At 65.7% G+C, this 22,172-nt stretch carries 24 protein-coding genes; 8 read left to right on the plus strand and 16 right to left on the minus strand.

What is annotated here, in order from left to right; all coding sequences use genetic code 11:
* The first annotated feature begins 35 nt into the window (after nucleotides 1-35).
* On the plus strand, nucleotides 36-965 hold the full coding sequence (locus AC3WUF_RS00700) for an alpha/beta fold hydrolase (RefSeq protein WP_492421395.1): 930 nt from the start codon (nucleotides 36-38) through the stop codon (nucleotides 963-965).
* Here AC3WUF_RS00700 and AC3WUF_RS00705 read toward each other — a convergent pair.
* Nucleotides 955-3,528: a TonB-dependent receptor gene (locus AC3WUF_RS00705; RefSeq protein ID WP_492421397.1), complete on the minus strand. Its 2,574-nt coding sequence runs from the start codon at nucleotides 3,526-3,528 to the stop codon at nucleotides 955-957. The two genes, AC3WUF_RS00700 and AC3WUF_RS00705, sit on opposite strands and share 11 nt — an antisense overlap.
* Nucleotides 3,529-3,730: 202 nt before the next feature.
* Here AC3WUF_RS00705 and AC3WUF_RS00710 point away from each other — a divergent pair, with 202 nt between their 5' ends.
* The 4 genes from AC3WUF_RS00710 (at nucleotide 3,731) to AC3WUF_RS00725 (ending at nucleotide 8,051) form a co-directional block, all read left to right on the plus strand.
* Nucleotides 3,731-4,087, plus strand: coding sequence for a c-type cytochrome (locus AC3WUF_RS00710; protein ID WP_492421399.1), 357 nt, complete (start codon nucleotides 3,731-3,733; stop codon nucleotides 4,085-4,087).
* A gap of 7 nt (nucleotides 4,088-4,094) precedes the next feature.
* A complete protein-coding gene (locus tag AC3WUF_RS00715; RefSeq protein WP_492421401.1) occupies nucleotides 4,095-5,510 on the plus strand; it encodes a D-arabinono-1,4-lactone oxidase in 1,416 nt (471 codons plus the stop codon).
* A gap of 5 nt (nucleotides 5,511-5,515) precedes the next feature.
* Nucleotides 5,516-6,811 carry a DSD1 family PLP-dependent enzyme gene (locus tag AC3WUF_RS00720; RefSeq protein ID WP_492421403.1) on the plus strand — a complete coding sequence of 432 codons (1,296 nt, stop codon included), beginning with the start codon at nucleotides 5,516-5,518 and terminating at the stop codon, nucleotides 6,809-6,811.
* Nucleotides 6,812-7,055: 244 nt separating this feature from the next.
* Nucleotides 7,056-8,051, plus strand: coding sequence for a sensor domain-containing diguanylate cyclase (locus AC3WUF_RS00725; protein WP_492421405.1), 996 nt, complete (start codon nucleotides 7,056-7,058; stop codon nucleotides 8,049-8,051).
* A 30-nt stretch (nucleotides 8,052-8,081) separates the two neighbouring features.
* Here the strand turns inward: AC3WUF_RS00725 and AC3WUF_RS00730 are convergent, their stop codons facing one another.
* Both AC3WUF_RS00730 and AC3WUF_RS00735 read right to left on the minus strand, forming a co-directional pair.
* Nucleotides 8,082-8,831 carry an anti-sigma factor gene (locus tag AC3WUF_RS00730; protein WP_492421407.1) on the minus strand — a complete coding sequence of 250 codons (750 nt, stop codon included), beginning with the start codon at nucleotides 8,829-8,831 and terminating at the stop codon, nucleotides 8,082-8,084.
* The gene (locus AC3WUF_RS00735; protein ID WP_492421409.1) at nucleotides 8,828-9,388 is read right to left on the minus strand and encodes a sigma-70 family RNA polymerase sigma factor; all 561 of its coding nucleotides are present in this window, start codon (nucleotides 9,386-9,388) and stop codon (nucleotides 8,828-8,830) included. Before AC3WUF_RS00735 ends, AC3WUF_RS00730 begins: the two co-directional genes overlap by 4 nt.
* A gap of 235 nt (nucleotides 9,389-9,623) precedes the next feature.
* Between AC3WUF_RS00735 and hemB the strand changes: the two genes are divergently transcribed.
* Complete coding sequence (gene hemB, locus AC3WUF_RS00740; RefSeq protein ID WP_492421411.1) at nucleotides 9,624-10,631, plus strand: porphobilinogen synthase; 1,008 nt, start codon at nucleotides 9,624-9,626, stop codon at nucleotides 10,629-10,631.
* Nucleotides 10,628-11,437 (plus strand): shikimate dehydrogenase, encoded by an 810-nt coding sequence (gene aroE, locus AC3WUF_RS00745; protein ID WP_492421413.1) that lies wholly within the window; start codon nucleotides 10,628-10,630, stop codon nucleotides 11,435-11,437. The genes hemB and aroE overlap by 4 nt, the downstream gene beginning before the upstream one ends.
* 150 nt (nucleotides 11,438-11,587) lie before the next feature.
* Here aroE and AC3WUF_RS00750 read toward each other — a convergent pair whose 3' ends face one another.
* The 13 genes from AC3WUF_RS00750 to dtd all read right to left on the minus strand — a co-directional run bounded on the left by AC3WUF_RS00750 (nucleotide 11,588) and on the right by dtd (nucleotide 21,040).
* Nucleotides 11,588-13,018: a M20 family metallopeptidase gene (locus tag AC3WUF_RS00750; RefSeq protein ID WP_492421415.1), complete on the minus strand. Its 1,431-nt coding sequence runs from the start codon at nucleotides 13,016-13,018 to the stop codon at nucleotides 11,588-11,590.
* Between the two features lie 42 nt (nucleotides 13,019-13,060).
* A complete protein-coding gene (locus AC3WUF_RS00755; protein ID WP_492421417.1) occupies nucleotides 13,061-13,876 on the minus strand; it encodes an SDR family NAD(P)-dependent oxidoreductase in 816 nt (271 codons plus the stop codon).
* Between the two features lie 61 nt (nucleotides 13,877-13,937).
* Entirely contained in the window at nucleotides 13,938-15,302 is a 1,365-nt protein-coding gene (locus AC3WUF_RS00760; protein ID WP_492421419.1) for a lysyl oxidase family protein, read from the minus strand.
* Between the two features lie 30 nt (nucleotides 15,303-15,332).
* Nucleotides 15,333-15,500: a hypothetical protein gene (locus tag AC3WUF_RS00765; RefSeq protein WP_492421421.1), complete on the minus strand. Its 168-nt coding sequence runs from the start codon at nucleotides 15,498-15,500 to the stop codon at nucleotides 15,333-15,335.
* Nucleotides 15,501-15,563: 63 nt separating this feature from the next.
* The gene (tatC, locus tag AC3WUF_RS00770; protein ID WP_492421423.1) at nucleotides 15,564-16,367 is read right to left on the minus strand and encodes a twin-arginine translocase subunit TatC; all 804 of its coding nucleotides are present in this window, start codon (nucleotides 16,365-16,367) and stop codon (nucleotides 15,564-15,566) included.
* Nucleotides 16,364-16,672 (minus strand): Sec-independent protein translocase protein TatB, encoded by a 309-nt coding sequence (gene tatB / locus AC3WUF_RS00775; RefSeq protein WP_492421425.1) that lies wholly within the window; start codon nucleotides 16,670-16,672, stop codon nucleotides 16,364-16,366. Before tatB ends, tatC begins: the two co-directional genes overlap by 4 nt.
* Nucleotides 16,673-16,716: 44 nt before the next feature.
* Nucleotides 16,717-16,920, minus strand: coding sequence for a Sec-independent protein translocase subunit TatA (gene tatA, locus AC3WUF_RS00780; RefSeq protein WP_492421427.1), 204 nt, complete (start codon nucleotides 16,918-16,920; stop codon nucleotides 16,717-16,719).
* Nucleotides 16,921-16,929: 9 nt separating this feature from the next.
* On the minus strand, nucleotides 16,930-17,262 hold the full coding sequence (locus AC3WUF_RS00785) for a phosphoribosyl-ATP diphosphatase (protein WP_492421429.1): 333 nt from the start codon (nucleotides 17,260-17,262) through the stop codon (nucleotides 16,930-16,932).
* Nucleotides 17,263-17,317: 55 nt separating this feature from the next.
* Nucleotides 17,318-18,115, minus strand: a complete 798-nt coding sequence (hisF, locus tag AC3WUF_RS00790) for an imidazole glycerol phosphate synthase subunit HisF (protein ID WP_492421431.1) — start codon at nucleotides 18,113-18,115, stop codon at nucleotides 17,318-17,320.
* A gap of 66 nt (nucleotides 18,116-18,181) precedes the next feature.
* Nucleotides 18,182-18,907, minus strand: a complete 726-nt coding sequence (hisA, locus tag AC3WUF_RS00795; protein WP_492421433.1) for a 1-(5-phosphoribosyl)-5-[(5-phosphoribosylamino)methylideneamino]imidazole-4-carboxamide isomerase — start codon at nucleotides 18,905-18,907, stop codon at nucleotides 18,182-18,184.
* 138 nt (nucleotides 18,908-19,045) lie between these two features.
* Nucleotides 19,046-19,693 (minus strand): imidazole glycerol phosphate synthase subunit HisH, encoded by a 648-nt coding sequence (gene hisH, locus AC3WUF_RS00800; RefSeq protein WP_492421435.1) that lies wholly within the window; start codon nucleotides 19,691-19,693, stop codon nucleotides 19,046-19,048.
* Nucleotides 19,694-19,816: 123 nt separating this feature from the next.
* A complete protein-coding gene (gene hisB / locus AC3WUF_RS00805) occupies nucleotides 19,817-20,410 on the minus strand; it encodes an imidazoleglycerol-phosphate dehydratase HisB (RefSeq protein ID WP_492421437.1) in 594 nt (197 codons plus the stop codon).
* Between the two features lie 189 nt (nucleotides 20,411-20,599).
* Nucleotides 20,600-21,040, minus strand: a complete 441-nt coding sequence (dtd, locus tag AC3WUF_RS00810) for a D-aminoacyl-tRNA deacylase (protein WP_492421439.1) — start codon at nucleotides 21,038-21,040, stop codon at nucleotides 20,600-20,602.
* 260 nt (nucleotides 21,041-21,300) lie between these two features.
* Between dtd and AC3WUF_RS00815 the strand changes: the two genes are divergently transcribed.
* Nucleotides 21,301-22,164, plus strand: coding sequence for a lysophospholipid acyltransferase family protein (locus AC3WUF_RS00815; RefSeq protein WP_492421441.1), 864 nt, complete (start codon nucleotides 21,301-21,303; stop codon nucleotides 22,162-22,164).
* The last annotated feature ends 8 nt before the right edge of the window (nucleotides 22,165-22,172 follow it).

Consider the following 22,172-nt stretch of genomic DNA (forward strand, 5'->3'; position numbering starts at 1 on the left):
GCCACCTCGCGCGCATGTTCTCGGGGACGTTACACGTGGGCAGCAGTCAATTCCAGCTGAAGCTGGGCCGCAATCAATCCGCCTATCTGTACGGCTGGACGCCGGACGGGCCGGTGCGCGGCTGCGTGCAGATCGTGCACGGCATGGCCGAGCATGGCGGCCGCTATGCGCGCGTCGGTACCGCACTTGCCGGGGCCGGTTACGCCGTCTATGCGCAGGATCTGCCGGGTCACGGCCGCAGCGTGCGCAGCGCCGATGAATTGGGCCACGTCGCCGATTCCGGCGGCTGGAAGATGACGCTGTCGGCCGTCAACCAGGTGCGCGCCGAGATTGAACGCCGCCATCCGGACACGCCGGTGTTCGTGCTCGGCCACAGCCGCGGCTCGTTCCTGACCCAGGATTACATCGTCGAACATGGCAGCGGACTCGCGGGCGCCATTCTGTCCGCCAGCTGCGCCGATCTCGGTCCGATGCGCCTGGTCGGGCTTGCGCTGCTGCGAGGCGAGGCGCTGTGGCAGGGACGCCGGCAGCGCAGCGCACTCGCCGATGCACTGACGTTCAAGGACTTCAATCGCAAGTTCAGACCCAATCGCACCGATTTCGACTGGTTGTCGCGCGACACCGATGAGGTCGATCGCTACGTGACCGACCCGCTCTGCGGTTTCCGCTGCTCGACCGCGATGTGGATCGAGCTGCTGGAGGCCGCGGCGCTGCTGACCGATTCGCAGCGGCTCGCGCGCATCCCCAAGAGCCTGCCGATCCTGCTGATCAATGGGACCAAGGACCCGGCCTGCCGTGGCGAACGCGGCGCGCGTGGGCTGGAAAAGACCTACCGCGGCGCGCAGCTCGGCGACGTCACGCTCAAGCTGTATGCCGATGCGCGCCATGAGCTGCTCAACGAAACCTGCCGCGACGCGGTGACGCAGGACCTGATCGCCTGGCTGAATCCGCGCGCTAGAAGTTGACTGACACCGCCGCAAACAGCTGCCGCCCGCTGGCCTGCTGTGCAAAGTAGCTGCCGGGGAAGAACGTCGCGTCGATCACCTGGTTGAGCACGCGCTTGTCGCCGAGGTTGGTACCGCCGAGCGTCAGCGACCAGCGGTCCTGCGAATCGGACAGCACCAAGCGCGCGCCGTATTTCACGTAGGCATCGACGTGGGTGTTCTCGTCGAGATCGGTGTCGGTGTACTGACCGCCCTGGTAGATCACGTCGGCGGCGAGTTTCGCCATCAGGCCGAACAGCGGGAAGTTCAGCATCGGCGTCAGCGTGCCAGTGGTGCGCGGTGCGAAGGCGATGCGCTTGTCCGCCAGATCCTGCGTCGCGCCGAGCTGCAGTTCACCGCTCTGCGGATTGCGCACCGGCGCCGGCGCGGTCGAGTATTCGTCGTAACGCGCGTCGAGCAGGCCGAACGACGCCATGATGCTCAGCGGCTCCCAGGGCGTCAGCCACAGCATGTCGGCTTCGAGGCCGGATGAGCGCGCGGCGGCGGCGTTGCTGACATCGAAGAAGATGCCGTTGAAGGCGAGCACCTGCAGGTTGTCGAAGCGCGTCGCGTAGAGCGTTGCATTGATGCGCAGCGTGCGATCGAACCACTGCGACTTGACGCCCAGTTCGGTGGTCTGCGCTTCTTCCGGTTCGTACTCGAGGCCTTCGCCGGTCAGCGAGATCGCATTGATGCCGCCGCTCTTGAAGCCCTTGGCCCACGAGGTATAGAAGTTGAGCTCGTCGGTGGCGAAATACTGCACCGTGAACTTCGGCGACAGATCGGATTCGCTGCGCTCCAGACCTGGCTGGTTGTAGGCATTGCCTTCGAGCAGCGTCGTCATGATGCAGGGCCGGATGGCGGACAGCGCGCAGACCGGCTGGCCGGAAGTATCGACCTGCTTGCTCTCGTGGCTGTAACGCAGGCCCGGCGTGATGGCCCACTGTTCGTTGAGGTTCCAGGTCAGCTGACCGAACAGCGCGAAGGACTGCACGTCCTGCTTGTAGTCGAACGTGTACCTGTCGTTGCCGACAACGCCGGCGAGCAGATCGCCGATGATCGGAATGCCGGGGATCGACTGGCCGTCGGAGCACAGCAGCGGATTGAGTAGCGCGCCGAGTTCCGGCACCGCGTTGCAGGTTGCCAGCTGGCGGAAGTCAGAAGTGAGCAGGAAGGAACCGAGATCCTGGCCGGCGAGGATGCTCGCATCGAGCGTGTAGTTGGAGTCGTACCAGAACGCGCCGCTGACGAACTCGACGCCGGTGCCGAGCCCGAACAGGCTGTCGGCATTGCCGCTAAAGCGCAGTTCGCCGGTCAGCTGCTTGTGATCTTCATGGCTGTCCAGGCGCGCGATGTCGGCTGGCGACACGTCGAGCTCGTTGAGCTGATCGATGTAGAAATCCGAGTAGCCGACGATCAGCGTCGACGTCAGTTCGTTCAGGCCGCCGACTTCGCCCATCTGCCACTGCGTGTTCAGTGCGACCGTGTTCGAGCCCTTTTCGATATAGCCCGGCGTGTCGGTCGAGGTGCGGAAGTTGAGCGGATCGTCCTCGATGTTCGGATCGAAGGACTGCAGATAGGCGCGTGTGTCGGCATCCAGCGCCATCAGCTGGTACGGCCAGAACGGCGCCTTGGTCTCCGAGGTCTGCAGCAACAGCTCGCTCTGCACGCCGAGCGTCGGGTAGAAACGCAGCTTCACGCGCCCGGCGGTCTGTTCGAGGCTCTCCTCGTCGCGGTTCTGGAACTGGTTGTACAGCTCGCCGTCGTCCTTGCGGTACAGGCCCGCCACGCGGATGCCCATCCAGTCGGTCAGGTCGCCACCGGCAGCGGCCTCGAAATGATGCGAGTTGTTCTCGCCGTAGCTGTAGCGTGCCGTCGTCGAGAAGTCGCCTCTGGGTTCGACGGTCGACACATTGAACACGCCGGCGATGGTGTTTTTGCCGAACAGCGTGCCCTGCGGACCGCGCAGCACTTCGACGCGATCGATGTCGAACATCGACTCGGTGAAGTAGCCCGGGCGGCCGTAGAAGATTTCGTCCTGCACGAAGCCGACCGAACCTTCGAAGCTCGGATTGAACGCGTTGGTGCCGAAGCCGCGGATGAAGATCTGCGGCGACCCGAGGTCGTCGGCGTCGACGCGCACGTTCGGCACGTACAGCGAGACGTCGGCCAGATCGACCGAGCCGGTTTCCTGGATGAAGTCGCCGGCGACCGCGGTCACCGACACCGGCACCTGCTGCAGCGACTGCTTGGTCTTCTGCGCGGTGACGACGATCTCCTCGATCTGCCGCGGTGCTTCCTCATCGCTGCTCGCCACCGGCGCACTGGGCGGCGCGCGCAGCGGCTCGACCTCGATCTCGTTCAGTGCATCGCTCGCGCTCGGCGGCGGCGCGGTGTCTGGCGCAGCGGCCGGCGCAGTGTCGGTCGCCGGCGCGGTCGTGCTCTCGGGCGCGGTTGTCGAATCCTTGGCCGGCTCCGCGAACAGCGCATCCAGTTCGTCGCTGGTCGGAGCGTCCTGCGCCCGCAGGTCGGGACTGGCAAGCAAGATCGCCGCAACGCACGACGAGGCAAGGAGCAAGAATCTGATCTGCGACATGCAACCCCCAAATGCTCGAGACCGAATGCGATCAATGACCGCTGTCCCATCTGAGTTGAAAATACCCTCGGCCCGACGACTATGACAGAGGTAAGATCGACTCCAGCCACAGCTGCTGACAAAGAAGTCCTTCAACGATTGGGGATGCTCAATGATGCTCCGCCGCTCCGCCGTACTGCTCGTCGTGCTCGCCGCAAGCTCGATCGGCGCCTGCAGTAAATCCGAATCGCCAGCGCCGGTGGCATCCGCTGCGACCATCGTCGCCGCCGATCCCGGCGTGCAGCGGCTCTACGATCAGACCTGCAAGTCCTGCCACAGCGTGCCGGGCACCGGTGCACCACAAGCGGGCGACCGCGCCGCCTGGGAGCCGCGCGTCGCGCAGGGCATGGAGACCCTGCTCAATCACACGATCGGCGGTTTCCGCGGCATGCCGCCGCTCGGCTCCTGCGGCGATTGCAGCGAGGCCGACTTCGCCGCGCTGATCCGCTACATGGCGCAGACTCCGTAAGCCCGTCATGACGATGAACCGCCGCGAGTTCCTGACCGCATCGCTGGGCGCACTCGCCGCCGGCGCACTGACTGCCTGCGACGATCACGGCGAGGCCAACATGCCGAAGGCGCCGGCAGCCGGCGTCGGTGCCAACGGCGAGCGCCTGATTCCCTGGCAGAACTGGTCGGGCTATCGCCACAGCGTGCCGCAGCAGCGTGCAGCGCCGGCGGACATCGATCAGCTGGTGGAGTTGCTGAAGAATGGCGCGACGCCGATCCGTCCGGTCGGCGCCGGCCACTCGTTCACCGAGCTGGTGCCGACCGACGGCACGCTGCTGTCGCTGCGCGAGTTCAGCGGCCTGCTCGTTCACGATGCGAACGCACTGACGGCGACGATCGGTGCCGGCACCAAGCTCGGCGACATCGGCCCGATGTTCGATGCGATCGGCCAGGCGATGCCGAACATGCCGGACATCGACGAGCAATCGTTCGCCGGCGCGATCGGCACCGGCACGCACGGCACCGGCGCCAAGCTCGGTGCGCTGCATTCGATGGTGACCGGCCTGCGCTTGGTCACGCCGCGTGGCGATGTGCTCGACTGCAGCCGCGACAGCAATCCGGAAATCTTCGATGCCGCGCGCGTCTCGCTCGGCAGCCTCGGCGTCATCACCCAGGTCACGGTGCAGAACGTCGCGACGCATACGCTCAAGCGCAAGACCTGGATCGAGGACTTCGACGTTCTGCTCGAGCAGTTCGACGAGCTGGCGGCGAAGCACCACAGTTTCGAGATGTACTACATCCCGTTCAGCAAGCGCGGCCTGGCGATCGCAATCGATCCGACCTTTGATCCGATCAAGCCGCGCGGCGCCGAGCAGGACAACGACTCGGTGATGCAGCTCAAGCAGCTGCGCGACTACACCAGCTGGTGGAGCGGCCTGCGCGGCCGCCTGCTCGACCTGGCGATGTCCGGCGTGCAGACCGAGGAAGCGGTCGACACCTGGTACAAGATCTTCCCGTCGAGCCGCGAAGTGCGCTTCAACGAGATGGAATACCACCTGCCGCGCGAGGCGCTGCTGCCGGCGCTCAAGCAGGTGCGCGCGCGCATCGAGTCGCATCATGCGGAAGAGTTCTTCCCGATCGAAGTCCGCGTGGTCCGCGGCGACGATGCCTGGCTGTCGCCGTTCCATGGCCATGAAACTTCCGGCTCGATCGCGGTGCATCGCTATCACCGCGAAGATCCGCTGCCTTATTTCGCCGACATCGAACCGATCTATCAGCCCTACGGCGGCCGGCCGCACTGGGGCAAGATGAACACGCTGGAAGCCGCGGTCTTCGCGGAACGCTATCCGCGCTGGAAGGATTTTCTCGCGGTCCGCGCCGAGCTCGACCCGCAGGGGCGCATGCTCAATCCCTATCTGAAAAAGGTATTCGGCCTTGGGTAATTGCCGTGGTTGATCGCACCCGCAGACTGCTGCTCGCCGCTGCCGTCGCAGCGCCGGTTGCCGCCGTTGTCGCCGCCAAGCCGGGAAAGAAGCACGGCGCGCACGACAGCTATTTCCGCACGCTGCAGGGTGCCTTGCAGCGCGCCGGGCTTATGCGGCCGACGCTGGTGATCGACCAGGCCCGGCTCGATCACAACATCGGCCGGCTCAAGACGCATCTGCCGGCCAACAAGGCGTATCGCATCGTCGCCAAGTCGCTGCCGAGCATGGGCCTGATCGATACGATCCGCGCCGCGACCGGCACGAATCGGCTGATGAGTTTTCACCAGCCTTTCCTGAATTACATCGGCGCCCATTTCAACGACGCGCAGGTTCTGCTCGGCAAGCCGATGCCGGTCGGTGCGGCGCAGACTTTCTTCGCCGGCCACAAGAACGGCGCCTTCAATCCGGCGGCGCAGATCGAGTGGCTGGTCGATACACCGCGGCGCCTGCGCGAGTACGCCGAACTGGCGCGCGCACGGCAGTCCGAAGGTCTCGGCCCGCTGCAGGTCAATCTGGAACTCGATGTCGGCCTGCATCGCGGCGGACTGCGGACGACGCAGGATGTCGCCGAGGTACTCAAGCTGATCCAGGCCGAACCGGCGCTGCGCTTCTCCGGTTACATGGGCTACGAAGCCCACGCCTCGAAGATCCCGGACATTCTCGGCGGCCCGCGCGGGGCGCTGGCGAAGTCGATGGCCTACTACGCGGATTGCGTCGCCACCGCTCGTGAGCTGTACGGCGAGGCTTTCGATCCCGCCGCGCTGACGCTGAATGCCGGCGGCAGCTCGACGTACGAGCTGTATGACGAGTCGGCCCCCTGCAACGAACTGGCGATGGGCTCCGGCCTCGTCATGCCGACCGACTTCGACAAGCCGACGCTGGCCGATCACGTACCGGCCTGCTTCATTGCGACGCCGGTGCTGAAGAAGCTCGACCGCACCGATCTGCCCGGCCTGGAATCGATGACCGGTCTGCTGCGCGCCTGGGACCCGAACACCGCGCGCGCCTTCTACATCTACGGCGGCTACTGGCACGCGAATCTGGAATCGCCGCCGGGCCTGCAGCACAACGCGATCTGGGGCCACTCGACGAACCAGGAGCTGCTCAACGGCTCCGCCGATGTCGCGCTCGAGGTCGGCGATCACGTCTTCCTGCGCCCGCATCAGAGCGAGGCGGTGTTCCTGCAGTTCGGCGACATCGCGGTGTACCGCGACGGCGAGATCATCGGCAGCTGGCCGGTCTTCAGCCAGGGCGCCTGAAGCGGGGGTCGGCGGCGTTCATGCCCGCTGAGCAGGTCGACCAGCCGCTTCGCCGCCTCCGTTTCAGCGCCGCCACGCGACCGGCCCAGTACGGCTGATCCGCGATCAGCGGCACCGTCCGGCGGATGGAACGCGACGCACAGCCCGTCGGCTGGAAACCCGATTCCAGGATGCGTTAGGGTGCGGGTTCATCAAGGTGCGGCCCCACCGCACACCGGTTAAGGCCAAGCGCAGGCTCAATGACATGGATCAATCGCTGGAGCATCTGATCGGCGCGCAGTCCGCTGCCGATTCCCTGGAAAGCCTGACGCGGCCGATGCTGGAGCTGCTCGAGGAAGTCACCGGACTCGAATCGACGTACCTGACGACGATCGACGAAGGCGCCGGCGTCCAGCGCATTCTGTTTTCGCGCAACTCCAGGGCGCTGAACATTCCGGAGGGCCTGTCGGTTCCCTGGGGCGATACGCTCTGCAAGCGCGCGCTCGAAGAAGGCCGCGCCTATACGGACGATGTCGCCGCTTGCTGGGGCGATTCCGAAGCGGCCCGCGCGCTGGGCATCAACACCTATCTGAGCCAGCCGGTGCGCATGCAGGACGGCGATCTGTTCGGCACCCTGTGCGCCGCCAGCGCCAACCGCGTCGCCCTGGAGGCCGGCACGATCAACGTGCTCGCCAAGTTTGCCAAGCTCATCGCCCAGCAGGTCGAGCGCGAGCGGGCGATGCAGCAGATGCAGGTCACCAACACCGAGTTGTCGCAGCATGCCCTGACCGACCCGCTGACCGGCCTGGCCAACAGGCGCCGCATGGAGCAGGAGCTGCGCCGGATGCTCGCCCACGTGCAACGGCGCAGCGAGCCCTTGCTGGTGGGCTTTGTCGATCTCGATGGGTTCAAGGCGATCAACGACCAGTACGGACATGACGTCGGCGACCGCTTTCTCGCCCACATCGCGAGGAAGCTGACCGCCGCGGTGCGTGTCGAAGATTTAGTGGCGCGTACCGGCGGCGACGAGTTCGTCGTGCTGGCGCAGGGCACCCCGCCGGGCGCGCTTGCCGACCGCCTGGAGAAGGCGACCGCCGGTGTCTTCGCCCATGGCGGCTGCACGATCGATTACGCGGGCGCCAGCGTCGGCGTCGTCCAGTCGACCGCCGCGGACGGCGACATCAACGATCTGCTGCGGCGCGCGGATGCCGCGATGTACGCCGTCAAGCGCACCCGAAAATCCGCGGTGACGACGCACTGAGGCGTCGGTCCCGCAGTCGACGAAATCGCGTCAGCTCGCGCGCTGTGCCGGCGTGACCAGAATCACCGGGCCGGTCGGCTGACCGGTCGGCGAGCCGCCCGCCGGTTCGCGCGAGACGGCGAGCATCGGCTTCTGCGGCATCGGCACGCCCTGCGGCAACACCATGTCGCCCTGCTCACCGTCCGGCAGCAGGCCGAGCGACGCCGGTTTGCCGTCGTCGCCGATCACCCACAGTTCCAGGCTCTCGCGCTGGCGGTCCATCGCGTACTTGCCGGCGGCGGAGACCCGGATCAGATGCCGCTCGGGCGACACCGTCACCAGCCACTGCGCATCGCTGTTGCTCGGCTTGAGCATGGCGACGTAGGGCATCGGCTGGATCACCGGCACTTCGATGCGGACGATCTGCGTCGCCGGCGGCGGCTTCTGCATTTCCTGGTACAGGCCGAAGGCGAGCAGCACCGAAGCGGCGGTCGCGATGCCCGACCAGGCCTGGAAGAACACCAGCTTGCCGCGCGGTGCCGGCGCCGCGACCGGCAGCGCGGTCACGTTCGGCGTGTTGATGGTCTTCTCGATCGCCGCCCAGACCACGGCGCGCGGCGTCTGCGGCGTGAAGCCGCGCTGCAGGCCGCTGAGGCGCTGCTCCCAGTACTGCACTTCCTTGCGCAGATCCGCACGCGTTTGCAGCAGGCGCGCAAAACGCTTGCGCGCGCGGCCGGTCAGCGTGCCGAGCACGTACTCGGCGGACAACATCTGCTTGAGCCTGGTCTGTTCGATCTTCATTCGCCCAAGCACTCCCGGAGCTTCTGCAGGCCACGGCGGACCCAGCTTTTGACGGTACCCAGCGGCGCGCCGACGACCTCGGTCAGCTCCTGGTGGGTGTAACCCTCGTAATACGCCAGCATGACGCAGCGGCGCTGCTCTTCCTGCAGGCCTTCCATGCACAGGCTCAGGCGGCCGATGCCTTCGCTGGCCACCGCTTCCGATTCCGGGTCCACCCCGCTGCTTTCATCCGCGAACACCATCGACGAATCTTCACCTTCTTCCGGCATCTCGACTTCCGGCCGCTTCACGCGCAACAGATCGAGCGCGCGATAACGGGCCACTGTCATCAACCAGGTCAGCGGCGCGCCCTTTTCCGGTGCGTAGGTATCCGCTTTCTGCCAGATCTTCAGGAAGCAATCCTGCAGCGCTTCTTCAGCCCAGTCCCGACGTTTGAGAATACGCAGCAACAGCCCGAACAGATGCGGGCTGGCGGCGTCGTACAGCGCACGGAACGCCGCTTGCTCGTGACGAGCCGTGCGTTCCAGAAGCTGTGCCAGATGCGTAGGGTCAGCCATCGTTGTCGTTCTTCAGTCCGGCAGCGGTGTGTGAAGCGGTCCGATCAAATCCAGCGGCCGCCGCGCTGGCAGAGCGCCAGCGCCGATGGCCATACGTAAGTGATCGATCCGCGGATGCATCGAGCCGTCCCCTGGCCAGCGATGCCGCCACGGTAGCGCGAAACCGGTTCCGGCGTCGGCGGACGGGCCGGCGCCGCTATAATTCCGGCCTTGCTCCCCTGACCTGGAAATTGTGGTGGCTATCGGCTCACTGATCGGTACTTTTCCCGCGACGCGCCTGCGGCGCACGCGCCAAGCCGCGTTCATCCGCGACATGGTGCGCGAAACCCGCCTCGCCCCGGCCCAACTGATCCAGCCACTGTTCGTCGCCGAAGGTGCGCTGCGCGGCCCGGTCGGCGCAATGCCCGGCGTCGTCCGCCATGACCTCGATGCGCTGGTCAAGGAGTGCCAGGCGCTGTACTCGCTGGGCATCCGCTCGGTCGCGCTGTTCCCGGTCACGCCGGCCGAGCGCAAGACGCCGGGCGGCGACGAAGCCTTGAACCCGGACAGCCTGATGTGCCGCTCGATCAAGGCGATCAAGCAGGTCGTACCGCAGCTCGGCGTGATTGCCGATGTCGCGCTCGATCCGTACACCAGCCACGGCCAGGACGGCGTGCTCGACGACGACGGCGATGTCGCCAACGACGCCACCTGTGAAATCTTGCGTCGCCAGGCGCTGCTCTACGCGCGCTGCGGCGTCGATATCGTCGCGCCGTCGGACATGATGGACGGCCGCGTCGGCCACATCCGCCAGGTGCTCGAGCGCGACAGCTTCAGCAACACCCTGATCATGTCCTATGCCGCCAAGTACGCCTCGGCGTTCTATGGCCCGTTCCGCGATGCGGTCGGCTCCGCCGGCAACCTCGGCAAGAGCGGCAAGCAGACCTACCAGATGGACCCGGCGAACACCGACGAGGCGCTGCGCGAAGTCGCGCTCGATCTCGCCGAGGGCGCGGACATCGTCATGGTCAAGCCGGGCCTGCCATATCTCGACATCATCCGCCGCGTGAAGGACCAGTTCGGCGTGCCGGTGGCCGCATACCAGGTCAGCGGCGAATACAGCATGATCAAGGCCGCCGCCGCGAACGGCTGGCTCGACGAGAAGGCCGCCGTGCTCGAAGCACTGACCTGCCTGCGCCGCGCCGGTGCCGACATGGTGCTCAGCTATCACGCGCGCGCTGCCGCCGAGTGGCTGCAGGCATGAGCGATCGTTACGCGGTCATGGGCCAGCCGATTTCGCACAGCAAGTCGCCGGCGATTCACGCGCAGTTCGCGCAGCAGACCGCGCAGGCGCTGAGCTACGAGGCCATCGAGATCGCACCCGCCGATCTTGCCGAGCGGCTCAAGGCGCTGCATGCCGAGGGGTACGCCGGACTCAACGTCACGCTGCCGCACAAGATCGCCGTGATGGCGCTGTGCGAGGCGGTCAGCGATCGCGCGAAGCTCGCCGGCGCGGTCAACACGCTGATCCGCACCGACGGCGGATGGCGCGGCGACAATACCGACGGCGAAGGTTTCATCGCCGACCTGCAGCGCCTCGGCATTCACGTCGCCGGCCGCCGCGTGCTCGTGCTCGGTGCCGGCGGCGCAGTGCGCGGCATCCTCGAACCGCTGCTGCGTGCAAAGCCGGCCGAGCTGGTCGTCTCCAACCGCAATCCCTGGAAGCCGGAGACCCTCGCCGAGGATTTCGCCAGCGTCGGCAAGCTGCTGCCGCGCACGCATCTGTCGCTGAAGGGCGATCAGTACGATCTGATCGTCAACGCGACCTCGGCCGGCCACAGCGGCCAGATGCCCGCGCTGCCGCCGGAGCTGCTGGCGAAGGGCGGCGACTGTTACGACCTATCGTACGGCAAGGCGTTTGCGCCGTTTGCCGCGTGGGCGAAGACGCATAATGCGGCGCGCGTCGAGGACGGACTGGGGATGCTCGTCGGTCAGGCGGCGGCGGCGTTTGCGCTGTGGCGTGGGGTTGTGCCGGAGACGGCGGCAGTGATCGAGGCGCTGCGCGGCTAGTCGCGCACGGTCAGAAATACCCGTTCGCATCGAGTGCCGCGCGCGAGGCGCGCGGTGTATCGAGATGCCACAACCGTCGCTCAGGTGTCTCGATACACCGGCTTCGCCGGCACTCGACACGAACGGAATTCAGATCATCCGCGGCAGACGCTATTTCGACTGCACCGCGTGCTTCGCCACTACATCCGCAACCACCATCGTCACCCGCTTGCCCATCGGAATGTGCAGGAATTCGTTCGGCCCATGCGCATTCGAATGCGGACCGAGCACGCCGGTGATCAAGAACTGCGCCTGCGGAAACTTCTCACCGAGCATGCCCATGAACGGGATCGTGCCGCCTTCGCCCATGTAGGCCGGCGCCTTGCCGAAGTAGGTCTTTGACGCGGCATCGACCGCCTGCTCCAGCCACGCCGACAGCTGCGGCGCATTCCAGCCGGTGCCGGACTTCTCGACTTCCAGCGTGACCTTCGCGCCGTACGGCGGATCGGCTTCGATGATCTTCTTCAGCGCGTCGGTCGCGCGCTTGCCGTCGAGTGTCGGCGGCAGGCGCAGCGACACCTTCACGCTGGTCTGCGGACGCAGAACATTGCCAGCGTTGCCGAGCGGCGGCAGGCCTTCGGCGCCGGTGATCGACAGCTGCGCGCGCCAGGTGCGGTTGAGCACCAGCTCCGCCGGCTCGCTCAGCGTCGGCCGCATGCCTTTGACGAACGGAAACTTGCTGTAGACCTCGTCGCCGAGCATCGCCGCGGCGACCTTGGCCTGCTCGATGCGCTGCGGAGGTATCTCGACCTGGAATTCCTTCGCGGTGATTTCGCCGGTCTCGAGATCCTCGATCCGCGTCAGCAGCTGACGCAGGATGCGGAAGCTCGACGGCACGACGCCGGACGCGTCGCCCGAATGCACGCCTTCCTCAAGCACCTGCACGCGCAGGTTGCCGCCAGCGAGGCCGCGCAGGCTGGTCGTCAGCCACAGCTGGTCGTAGTTCGCACAGCCGGAGTCGAGGCAGATGACGAGTGAAGGTTTGCCGAGCCGGTCGATCAGATGATCGACGTAGAACGGCAGGTCGTAGCTGCCGGATTCCTCACAGGCTTCGATCAGGATCACGCAGCGCGCCTGCGGCAGCTTCTGTTCGCGCAGCGCAAGCAGCGCGGCGAGAGAGCCGAACAGCGCGTAGCCATCGTCCGCGCCGCCGCGGCCGTAGAGCTTGTCGCCCTTGAGTACCGGAATCCAGGGTCCGAGGCCTTCGGCCCAGCCGGTCATTTCCGGCTGCTTGTCGAGATGGCCGTAGAGCAGCACGCAGTCGTCCTGCGAGCCGCCATTGGCAGCCGGGATGTCGACATAGATCAGCGGCGTGCGGCCCGGAAGCTGCACGACTTCAAGCGTCGCGCCCGGCAGCGCCGGCAGCTTGCTGCGTGCCCAGTCGGCAAGCAGCTTGACCGCCGCATCCATGTAGCCGTGTTCCTTCCATTGCGGATCGAACAACGGCGACTTGTTCGGAATGCGGATGTACTCGATCAGCTGCGGCACGATCTCGTCGTCCCACAGCTTGCTGACGGTCTGCTGAATCTGTTCGTTGTTCATGAGCCTAGCTCACTGTTCCGTGCGGGCGTCGATTTTATGGCGCTACTTACTGACCAGCCTGAGTAATGTCCGCAGCGCGGCCGGATAGCTGACCGGCATCCAGCGCTGGATGCGATCCATCAGTTTCGCATCGCTGCCAATCAGAACCCGGGGCTGGCGCCGCTCGATGCCGTCGATGATCGTCTGCGCAGCCTGTTCGGACGAGGTGCGCGCCATCTTCTCGAAGCGCTTGGCCATCAGCGCCTGATCGGTGATGCCGTCGTTCGACACGTAGTGGCGCGAGTTGCGGACGATGTTGGTGCGGATGCCGCCCGGATGCACGCAGACCGCGAACACACCGCTGCCTTCCAGTTCCTGACGCAGCGTCTCGGTGAAGCCGCGCACCGCGAACTTCGCGGCGTGATAGGCGCCCTGCGTCGGCACTGCAATGATGCCGAAGATGCTCGACAGATTGACGATGACGCCGTCGTCCTGCGCGCGCAGCATCGGCAGGAACGCCTTGGTGCCGTGGACGACGCCCCAGAAATTGATGTTCATCAGCCACTCGAAGTCTTCGTAGCTCATGTCTTCGATGGTCTGCGACAGCGCGACGCCGGCGTTGTTGATGACGACGTGCGCGGTGCCGAGTTCGCTCTTCACCGCGGCGGCGAAATCGGAGACCGCATCGCGGCTCGCCACATCGAAGGCGCGGCTGTATACCGGCGCGCCGATCAGCGAAACCGTCTCGGCCAATGCGGCGGCGTTGACGTCCGACAGCGCGAGCCGGCAGCCCTTCTTGTGCAGCTCGATCGCCAGCGCGCGGCCGATGCCCGAACCGGCGCCGGTGACGACTGCAACCTTGTCCCTGAGTGCGTACACGTTCCATCCTCCCCATGCGATGCGCGCATGGTAGGCGATACGCCAAGGCTTGAGTGCGCCGTCAGTGCACGCGTCGACGGCGCAGCGCCAGCGCGGCAAACGCCATCAGGGTCAGGCCCGGCATCGCACCGCCGCCACCGCCGGCGTTGCCTCCCGGAACCACGCCGGGCGCCGCGCCTTCGCTGGTCGGCGAGCTGCCGCTGACTTCGCGGTACATCGGCCCCGGGCCGTTGAAGGCCAGCTTGTCCGGGTCCCAGGGATCCTTGCCCCAGCCGCGCTCGAGAATCTCGATCGTGTCGCCTTGCACGTCGATATAGGCGTAGGAGACGTTGTCGCCGTTATTGGTCTCGAGCACGCGATCTTCGGAATCGACGATCGAGCGCACGACATAGCGACCGTTCGGCTGATCGGCGAACTCGACGTACATGCCCGGCCGCTGCCAGCGGTAGACGTCTCCCCAGCCAACCGAAAGACCCAGCACGCCATTGATCGGCGACGAGCAGTTGTCGAGCGGCGTGTCGCCGCCCGGCGTCTCGTAACCCTGGTTGAAGGCGGACCAGTCGCCGAACAGCTGATCCGCCGGACAGAACCCGGACTTGGTGCCGATGCCCGCCTTGGTCATGCCGCCGTGCGCGGGATCGGTGACGGCGTACAGCTCGAAGGCCAGCACGTAGTCGTCGTGAAAATGGAAATGGATCGGATGGAAGGAGTAGGTGCCGGCCGAGACCAGTTCCTCCGTGCCGTCGCTGTAGTGCACTGCCTGCAGCTTCGGCCCGACGACGGTTCGAGACAGCGCTTCCTGCGGATTCAGATAGGCCGTGCCGGCGATCGCGTCCTCGATCAGACTGAAACGCATGTCGTAGATGCCGGGGCCGAGGTTGATCGGTCCGGACGTGAAGCGCAGACAACGCCGCGCACCGCCGCCGCCCAGTGCCGGCGGCGCCATCTCATCGACGGTGCAGGATAGCGGCGCGATGTCGCCGACCTGCAAGGGTGGATTGATCGTGTCCGGCGGATACAGGCCGTTGAGCGGATTCGCCGGCGCGACGAAGGTAAATTCCAGCGGTGGCACGGTGCGCAGGTTCGGCAGCAGCGCCTTGCGCTCGCCGCTGTTCAGGCGATCTTCCGGCAGTTCCGATTCGAGTTTGGCGCGCAGCCGGAACGATGCATTCGTCACGCTTTCCGGACGCACGCGCAAGGTCCAGCTGCCGGCGGCCGGACTGCTGATCAGCACTTCCGAATTGAACTGGTTGGAATTCGAATCCGAACCGGCGAGATTGCCGTCGGGATCGATCAGGTCGACGACAAAGGTATCGGTGCGCTCCGGTGTGTCGATGCCGACCCGCAGCCGCGCAGCCCCGGCGGCCACCGGAAAGCTGTAGGTCGGACAGGGCGCCATGACGTCGCACCAGCTCGCGGAACGCACCGAGCCGTCCAGCGTCGTACCGTCCCAGAACTAGGCCTCATCGAGATCTAGCACGCCGTTGGCCTGTGCGGTTTCATGCACCGCGAAATCCAGCTTGGCGCTGCTGCCGCTGGCGTGTCCACCATGCGCCTGAACCAATGGAGTGATGCCGAGCGCGCACAACGCGATGGCGGTGCGACTTGCGCAGATCCTGAACATGCCAGCCCCTGATTTCCCCGAACAACAGGGACGGAGCAAGGACCGTGCCGTTTGGAACCCGCGTCAGCTCTTTGCGTTCTCGCGTTGCTGCGCTTCGACTTCGCGGCTGCCGGGCACCATCACGCGCGCGGCAATGATGCCGATTTCGTAAAGCAGATAGACCGGCACCGCGAGCATGAACTGCGACAGGATGTCCGGTGGCGTGAAGATCGCGCCGACGACGAAGGCGCCGACGAACACGTACTCGCGATTCTTCGTCAGCTGCGCCGGCGTGACGAAGCCGGTCCATACCAGCAGCACCAGCGCGACGGGCGTCTCGAACGCGAAGCCGAACGCGAGGAACATGCCGAGCACGAAGTCGAGGTACTTGCTGATGTCGGTCATCACCGACACGCCCTCGGGGGCGATGCCTAGCATGAACTTGAACACCGTCGGCAGCACCAGGAAGTACGCGAAGGCGACGCCACCGTAGAACAGCAGCGTGCTCGATGCCATCAGCGGCAGCACGAGGCGGCGTTCGCTCTTGTAGAGACCGGGCGCGACGAAGGCCCAGACCTGATACAGCACCCAGGGAATCGCGACGATGAAGCCGAGCAGCGCGGCGAATTTCATCGGCGTGATGAACGGTGAGGCGACTTCGGTCGCGATCATCGTCGCGCCGGCCGGCATCTTGTCGATCAGCGGCTTGGCCAGCCAGCCGTAGAGCTCCTTGGCGTAGACCATCATCGGCAGCGCGACGACGAGCACGCCGATGATCGCCTTGAGCAGGCGGTCGCGCAGTTCCAGCAGATGCGCGATCAGCGGTTGTTCCTTGTGCTCCTGCTCCGGCGTGCGCTGCGGCACGACCGGTTCGTCGTCGAGACTCATGGCTGGCTGTCGTCTTTCTTCGGCTCAGCCGGCGCCGACTTCACTTCGGTCGCGACATTCTCGACGGCCTTGTTGAAGGCCTGGTTGTGCATCTGCGCGGCCTTCTTGGCTTCCTCGAGCTGGCGCTGCAGCTCGGAGAAGCGCGTCTCGCGTTCGAGCTCGTTGGTCAGGTTGCGCATGTAGCCGCGCGCCTGGCCGGTCCAGCGGCCGATCGCACGCGCCACCGCCGGCAGGCGCTCGGGGCCGAGCACGATCAGCGCGATGATGAAGCAGACGACCAGTTCGGAAAAACCAACGTCGAACATAGCGGGGAGCTCAGGCCGGGCAGCGCGATGCGCCGCGCGTACGCCTAGCCCTTGTTCTCGTCCTGCTTGCTGGCGTCGATGATCTTGGCGGAAGACTTGTCGGCATCGTCTTCGCCTTCCTTCATCGCGCTCTTGAAGTTCTTGATCGCGCCACCGACGTCGCCGCCCATGTTGCGCAGTTTCTTGGTGCCGAAGATCAGCAGAACGATGACCAGCAGTACCAGCAGGTGTCCAATGCTCAGACCCATGACTTCACCTCATTTTGCAGGGTTGCGGGCTGCCTTTTCGGCATGTCCCGATGTACCAAAACGGCGCGCCAGTTCGGTCGTCAGGCTATCCAGCGGCAAACCCCGCTGCACCATCAGCACCAGCGTGTGAAACCACAGGTCCGCGACTTCGTGAACCAGATCGGCATCGTCCGGGTTCTTCGCGGCAATCAGGGTCTCGGCGGCTTCCTCGCCGACTTTCTTCAGGATCGCGTCCGTACCCTTGGCGTACAGGCTGGCCACGTACGAGCTGCCGGGGTCCGCGGATTTGCGGTCCTCGAGCACGCGGTACAGCTCAGCAAGAACATCGCTAGGGGGTCTCAATGCTGCAGTCCTGAGGTTGCGATCTGAAGACAGCGAACAGTGTACGCCTTGAGCCTTACAGGCGAATGCAGACGCCCTGGTCAGCGAGATGGCGCTTGGCCTGTCCGACGGTGAACGTGCCCTGGTGGAAGATGCTCGCGGCCAGCACCGCGTCCGCACCGCCTTTGACCAGGCCATCATGCAGATGTTCCAGCGAGCCGACACCACCCGAGGCAATGACCGGCACGGTGACCGCGTCGGTGATCGCGCGCAGCAGCTCGACGTCGTAGCCGGCCTTGGTGCCGTCGCGGTCCATGCTCGTCACCAGCAGTTCGCCGGCGCCGTGCTTGACCATGTTCTGCGCCCATTCGACCGCATCGAGCCCGGTGGACTTGCGGCCGCCGTGGGTGAAGATCTCCCAGCGCGGCGCCTCCTCCTGGCCCTTACGGCCGAGCACGCCTTTCTTGGCGGCGACACGCTTGGCGTCGATCGCGACGACGATGCACTGCACGCCGTAACGGTCACCGGCCTCGGTGACGAACTTCGGATTCTCGACCGCCGCGGTGTTGATGCTGACCTTGTCGGCCCCGGCCGACAGCAACGCGCGGACATCGGCGCAGGTGCGCACGCCGCCGCCGACGGTCAGCGGGATGTAGATCTCGCGGGCCACCTGCTCGACGGTCTGGAACAGCGTCGGCCGGTCCTGCGCGCTGGCGGTGATGTCGAGGAAGATCAGCTCGTCGGCACCCTGGTAGTCGTACTTGCGCGCGACTTCCACCGGATCGCCGGCATCCTGGATGTCCTCGAACTTGACGCCCTTGACGACGCGGCCGCGGTCGATGTCGAGGCAGGGAATGATGCGTTTGGCGAGCATGGGGAGCTACCGATGAAAGCTGGGGGCGCGCAGCGCGGGTGCCGGGATCTCCCGGCGCGCAGCGGCTTAACCCAGCGCGATCTTGTTCGCGGCCTTGAAGTCGAGGTCGCCCTGATAGAGGGCGCGGCCGATGACGGCGCCGGCAACCCCTTCGCTCTCGAGTTCCTTGAGCTTGTGGATGTCGTCGAGCGAGCTGACGCCGCCCGAAGCGATGACCGGCGTCTTCAGCGCGCGCGCGAGGTTGCGCGTCGACTCGACGTTGAAGCCCTGCATCATGCCGTCCTTGGCGATATCGGTGTAGATGATCGCCTCGACGCCGTCGCGCTCGCAGTGCAGCGCGGTCTCGACGACATCATGGCCAGTCAGCTTGGCCCAGCCGTTGAGCGCGACACGGCCGTCCTTGGCATCGAGGCCGACGATGATGTGGCGCGGGAATTCGAGACAGAGATCGTGCAGGAAGTGCGGTGCATTGACCGCCTTGGTGCCGATGATCACGTACTGCACGCCAGCGTTGAGATAACGCTGCACGGTTTCTTCGTCGCGGATGCCGCCGCCAACCTGCACCGGCACCTTGACCGCCGCGGTCATCGCCTCGACCACCGCGATGTTGATCGGCGAGCCCTTGACCGCACCGTCGAGGTCGACGATGTGGATACGCGCGGCACCTTCGTCCTCCCAGCGCTTGGCCATCGTGACCGGGTCATCCGAGAACACGGTGACGTCGTCCATCCGGCCCTGGCGCAAACGCACGCACTGGCCGCCTTTCAGATCAATTGCGGGGATCAACAACATGGGATTGAGGTCAGGTGAGTGCGGTCTTTTGCGAGCAGCGGCCCGTAGTGAGGCCCGAAGGGTTGGGGATTGGCACGGGATAGTCCTGACGTTGGATGAACTGTGCCCAAATCGTCGGACGCTGGCAAGCCGCCCGGTCTACGGCGTCCACTGCGTGAAGTTGGCGAGCAGCATCATCCCGATGTTCTGCGACTTTTCCGGGTGAAACTGCACGGCAACGATATTGTCGCGGGCGACCGCGCAGGCGAACTCGCGCCCGTAGTCGGAAACACCCAGCACATGCTCCGGCTGGGTCGGCGCCGCGTAGTAGCTGTGCACGAAGTACACCCAGGATTCGTCCGGAATGCCTTCCCACAGCGGGTGCGCGCGCATCTGGCGGACGCGGTTCCAACCCATGTGCGGCACCTTCAGGCGTTCCGCATGGCTGGCATCGACCGGATCCGGATCGGGAAAACGTTCGACGCGGCCGGGGAACAGGCCCAGCGCCGGCACGCCGCCGTTCTCCTCGCTCCACTCAAGCATGACCTGCATGCCCAGGCAGATGCCGAGCATCGGCTTGGTGCGCGCGGCCTCAACGACCAGCTCGTTCAGCTCCAGCCGGCGCAGCTCCTGCATGCAGGCCTTGACCCCGCCGACGCCGGGCAGCACCAGGCGGTCGCAGGCCAGCAGCTCTTCCGGATCGTAGCTGATGACCACGCGGCTGTTGCCCGACACCCGCTGCAGCGCCTTGCCGAGCGAATGCAGGTTGCCCATGCCGTAGTCGATGACGCCGATGGACTCTGCCATGCGTCAGCCTTGCGAAATTCGCAACGCGAGCACGTGACTCGGCCGCAGCTGCTGAGATTTGGGGAGGTTCATGAAGCGGTCTTTAGAAGTTGCTGAATCCGCAAGACGCGGACCTGGCTGCCTTTAGAGAGTGCCCTTGGTCGACGGCATGACGCCGCTCATGCGCGGATCGGCCGTCGCCGCCATGCGCAGGGCACGGCCGAAGGCCTTGAAGATGGTTTCGACGATGTGATGCGCGTTGCGGCCGCGCAGATTGTCGATGTGCAGCGTCACCTTGGCGTGGTTGACGAAGCCCTGGAAGAATTCGCGGAACAGGTCGACGTCGAAATCGCCGATGCGCGCGCGCGGGTACTCGACGATGTATTCCAGACCAGGACGGCCGGACAGGTCGACGACGACGCGCGACAGCGCCTCGTCGAGCGGCACGTAGCTGTGGCCGTAGCGGACCACGCCCTTCTTGTCGCCGACCGCCTGGTCGAAGGCCATGCCGAGCGTGATGCCGATGTCCTCGACCGTGTGGTGATCGTCGATCTCGCGGTCGCCCTTGGCGACGATGTCGAGGTCGATCAGCCCGTGGCGGGCGACCTGATCGAGCATGTGGTCGAGGAACGGAATGCCGGTCTCGAAGCGCGAAGCCCCGGAACCGTCGAGGTTCAGGCTGACGCGGATCTGGGTCTCGCGCGTGTTGCGTTCTACGCTGGCGGTGCGGGCGGCCATGGGCCTAGCTGGCTCAAAAGGGCGCTCATGGTACTCCCGGCCCCGGCAGAATTGAACTACATCAACTGGGTAGGGTCGATTTTCCGCCCGACGCGGCCCTTGTCGGCTTTTGTAGCCTGGTATGGAATCCAGGGTTCTGCCGGCCGGCGCTCGCCCCATCCCGGATTTCATCCGGGCTACGTCCGGGTCCTAATCAACCTCCAGCCAGAACGTCACCGGGCCGTCATTGACCAGGCTGACCTGCATGTCCGCGCCGAACACCCCGGCGGCGGTCTGCGGCCACGCTGCCCGCGCCTGCGCCACCAGATACTCGAACAGCGCGCGCGCCTGCTCCGGCGGCGCGGCCGTCGAGAAGCCGGCGCGGTTGCCTTGCCGGGTGTCGGCGGCCAGCGTGAACTGCGGCACCAGCAGCAGGCCGCCGCCGCTGTCGCGCAGACTGCGATTCATCCGCCCCTGTTCGTCGGCGAAGACCCGGTACGCCAGCAGGCGCTGCAGCAGGCGATCGGCCTGGAGCTGGCTGTCCGCCGGCACCACGCCGACCAGCACCAGCAGTCCCGCGCCGATTTCGCCGGCAAGCTGCCCGTCGATCCGCACGCTGGCGGTGCTCACTCTCTGTAGCAATCCGATCATGCTGCCTTGTTCCTAAAGCTTGTGTCGTCAATTTCCTACAACGCCGATGCGGATTTGACCGACACCCCGAATCGCATCCGCTCTGCACACTCTGACGGTGCGCCGGGTTCCCCAAACTGCCCGGCGTATCACATGGTTTTACCTCCCTTTATTTAACCCGGTCCTTTGGCCGGGTTTTTTCTTTTGCAACAACAATGGCTTGCCGGCAGGGACCAAGCCGCTTTTGCGCCGACGCGGCGCTGCCCGCAGAATGCGCCGCCATGCGTATCCTGTTCCATATTCTGTCTATCCTGCCGTTGCGCGTCCTGCATGCGCTCGGTGATCTGCTCGGCTGGCTGCTGTGGGCGGTGCCCAATGGCCGGCGCAACACCTCGCTGCGCAATCTGGAGCTGTGCTTTCCGCAGATGAGCGTTGCCGAGCGCCGCCGGCTGGCGCGGATCTCGGTGCAGAACGAGGTCAAGACCATTCTCGAAATGCCGGTCACCTGGCTCGGCGACGAGCAGCGCGTGCTCGGCATGGTCAAGGAATGGCGCGGCGGCGAAGTCATCGATCAGGCGCTCGCCCAGGGCAAGGGCATGCTGCTGCTGACCCTGCACCAGGGCAACTGGGAGGCCTGCGCGATTCCGTTCTCGAAGAAGTACACGGCAACCGGCCTCTACAAACCGCAGGGCGGCGTGCTCGACGAGCTCTCGCTGCAAGGCCGCTGCCGCTTCGGCGGCAAGATGCTGCCGGCCGAAGGCGGTGTTGGCCGCGAAATCGTCAAGGTGCTGGCGCGCAACGAGACGATCTATTTCATGCCGGACCAGGACCCGCCGCCGGGGCGCGGCGTGTTCGCGCCGTTCTTCGGCGTACCGGCGCATACGCCGACGCTGGTCTCCAAGCTGGCGCAGAAGCACGGCACGCCGGTGGTGTTCTTCTACGGCGAGCGCCTGCCGCGCGGCCAGGGCTTCATCGCCCACTGGTTCGCCGCCGACCCGGCGATCTACAGCGAAGACCTCGTCACCTCGGTGGCGGCGATGAATGCCGGTCTCGAGCGCTGCGCGCGGGCGAGCCTGGAACAGTACTGGTGGGGTTACAAGCGCTTCCGCCGTCGGCCCGAAGGCGAGCCGAAGCTTTATAACTAGCCGCGCCT

The sequence above is a fragment of the Fontimonas sp. FW305-C-3 genome (genome assembly GCF_058783185.1).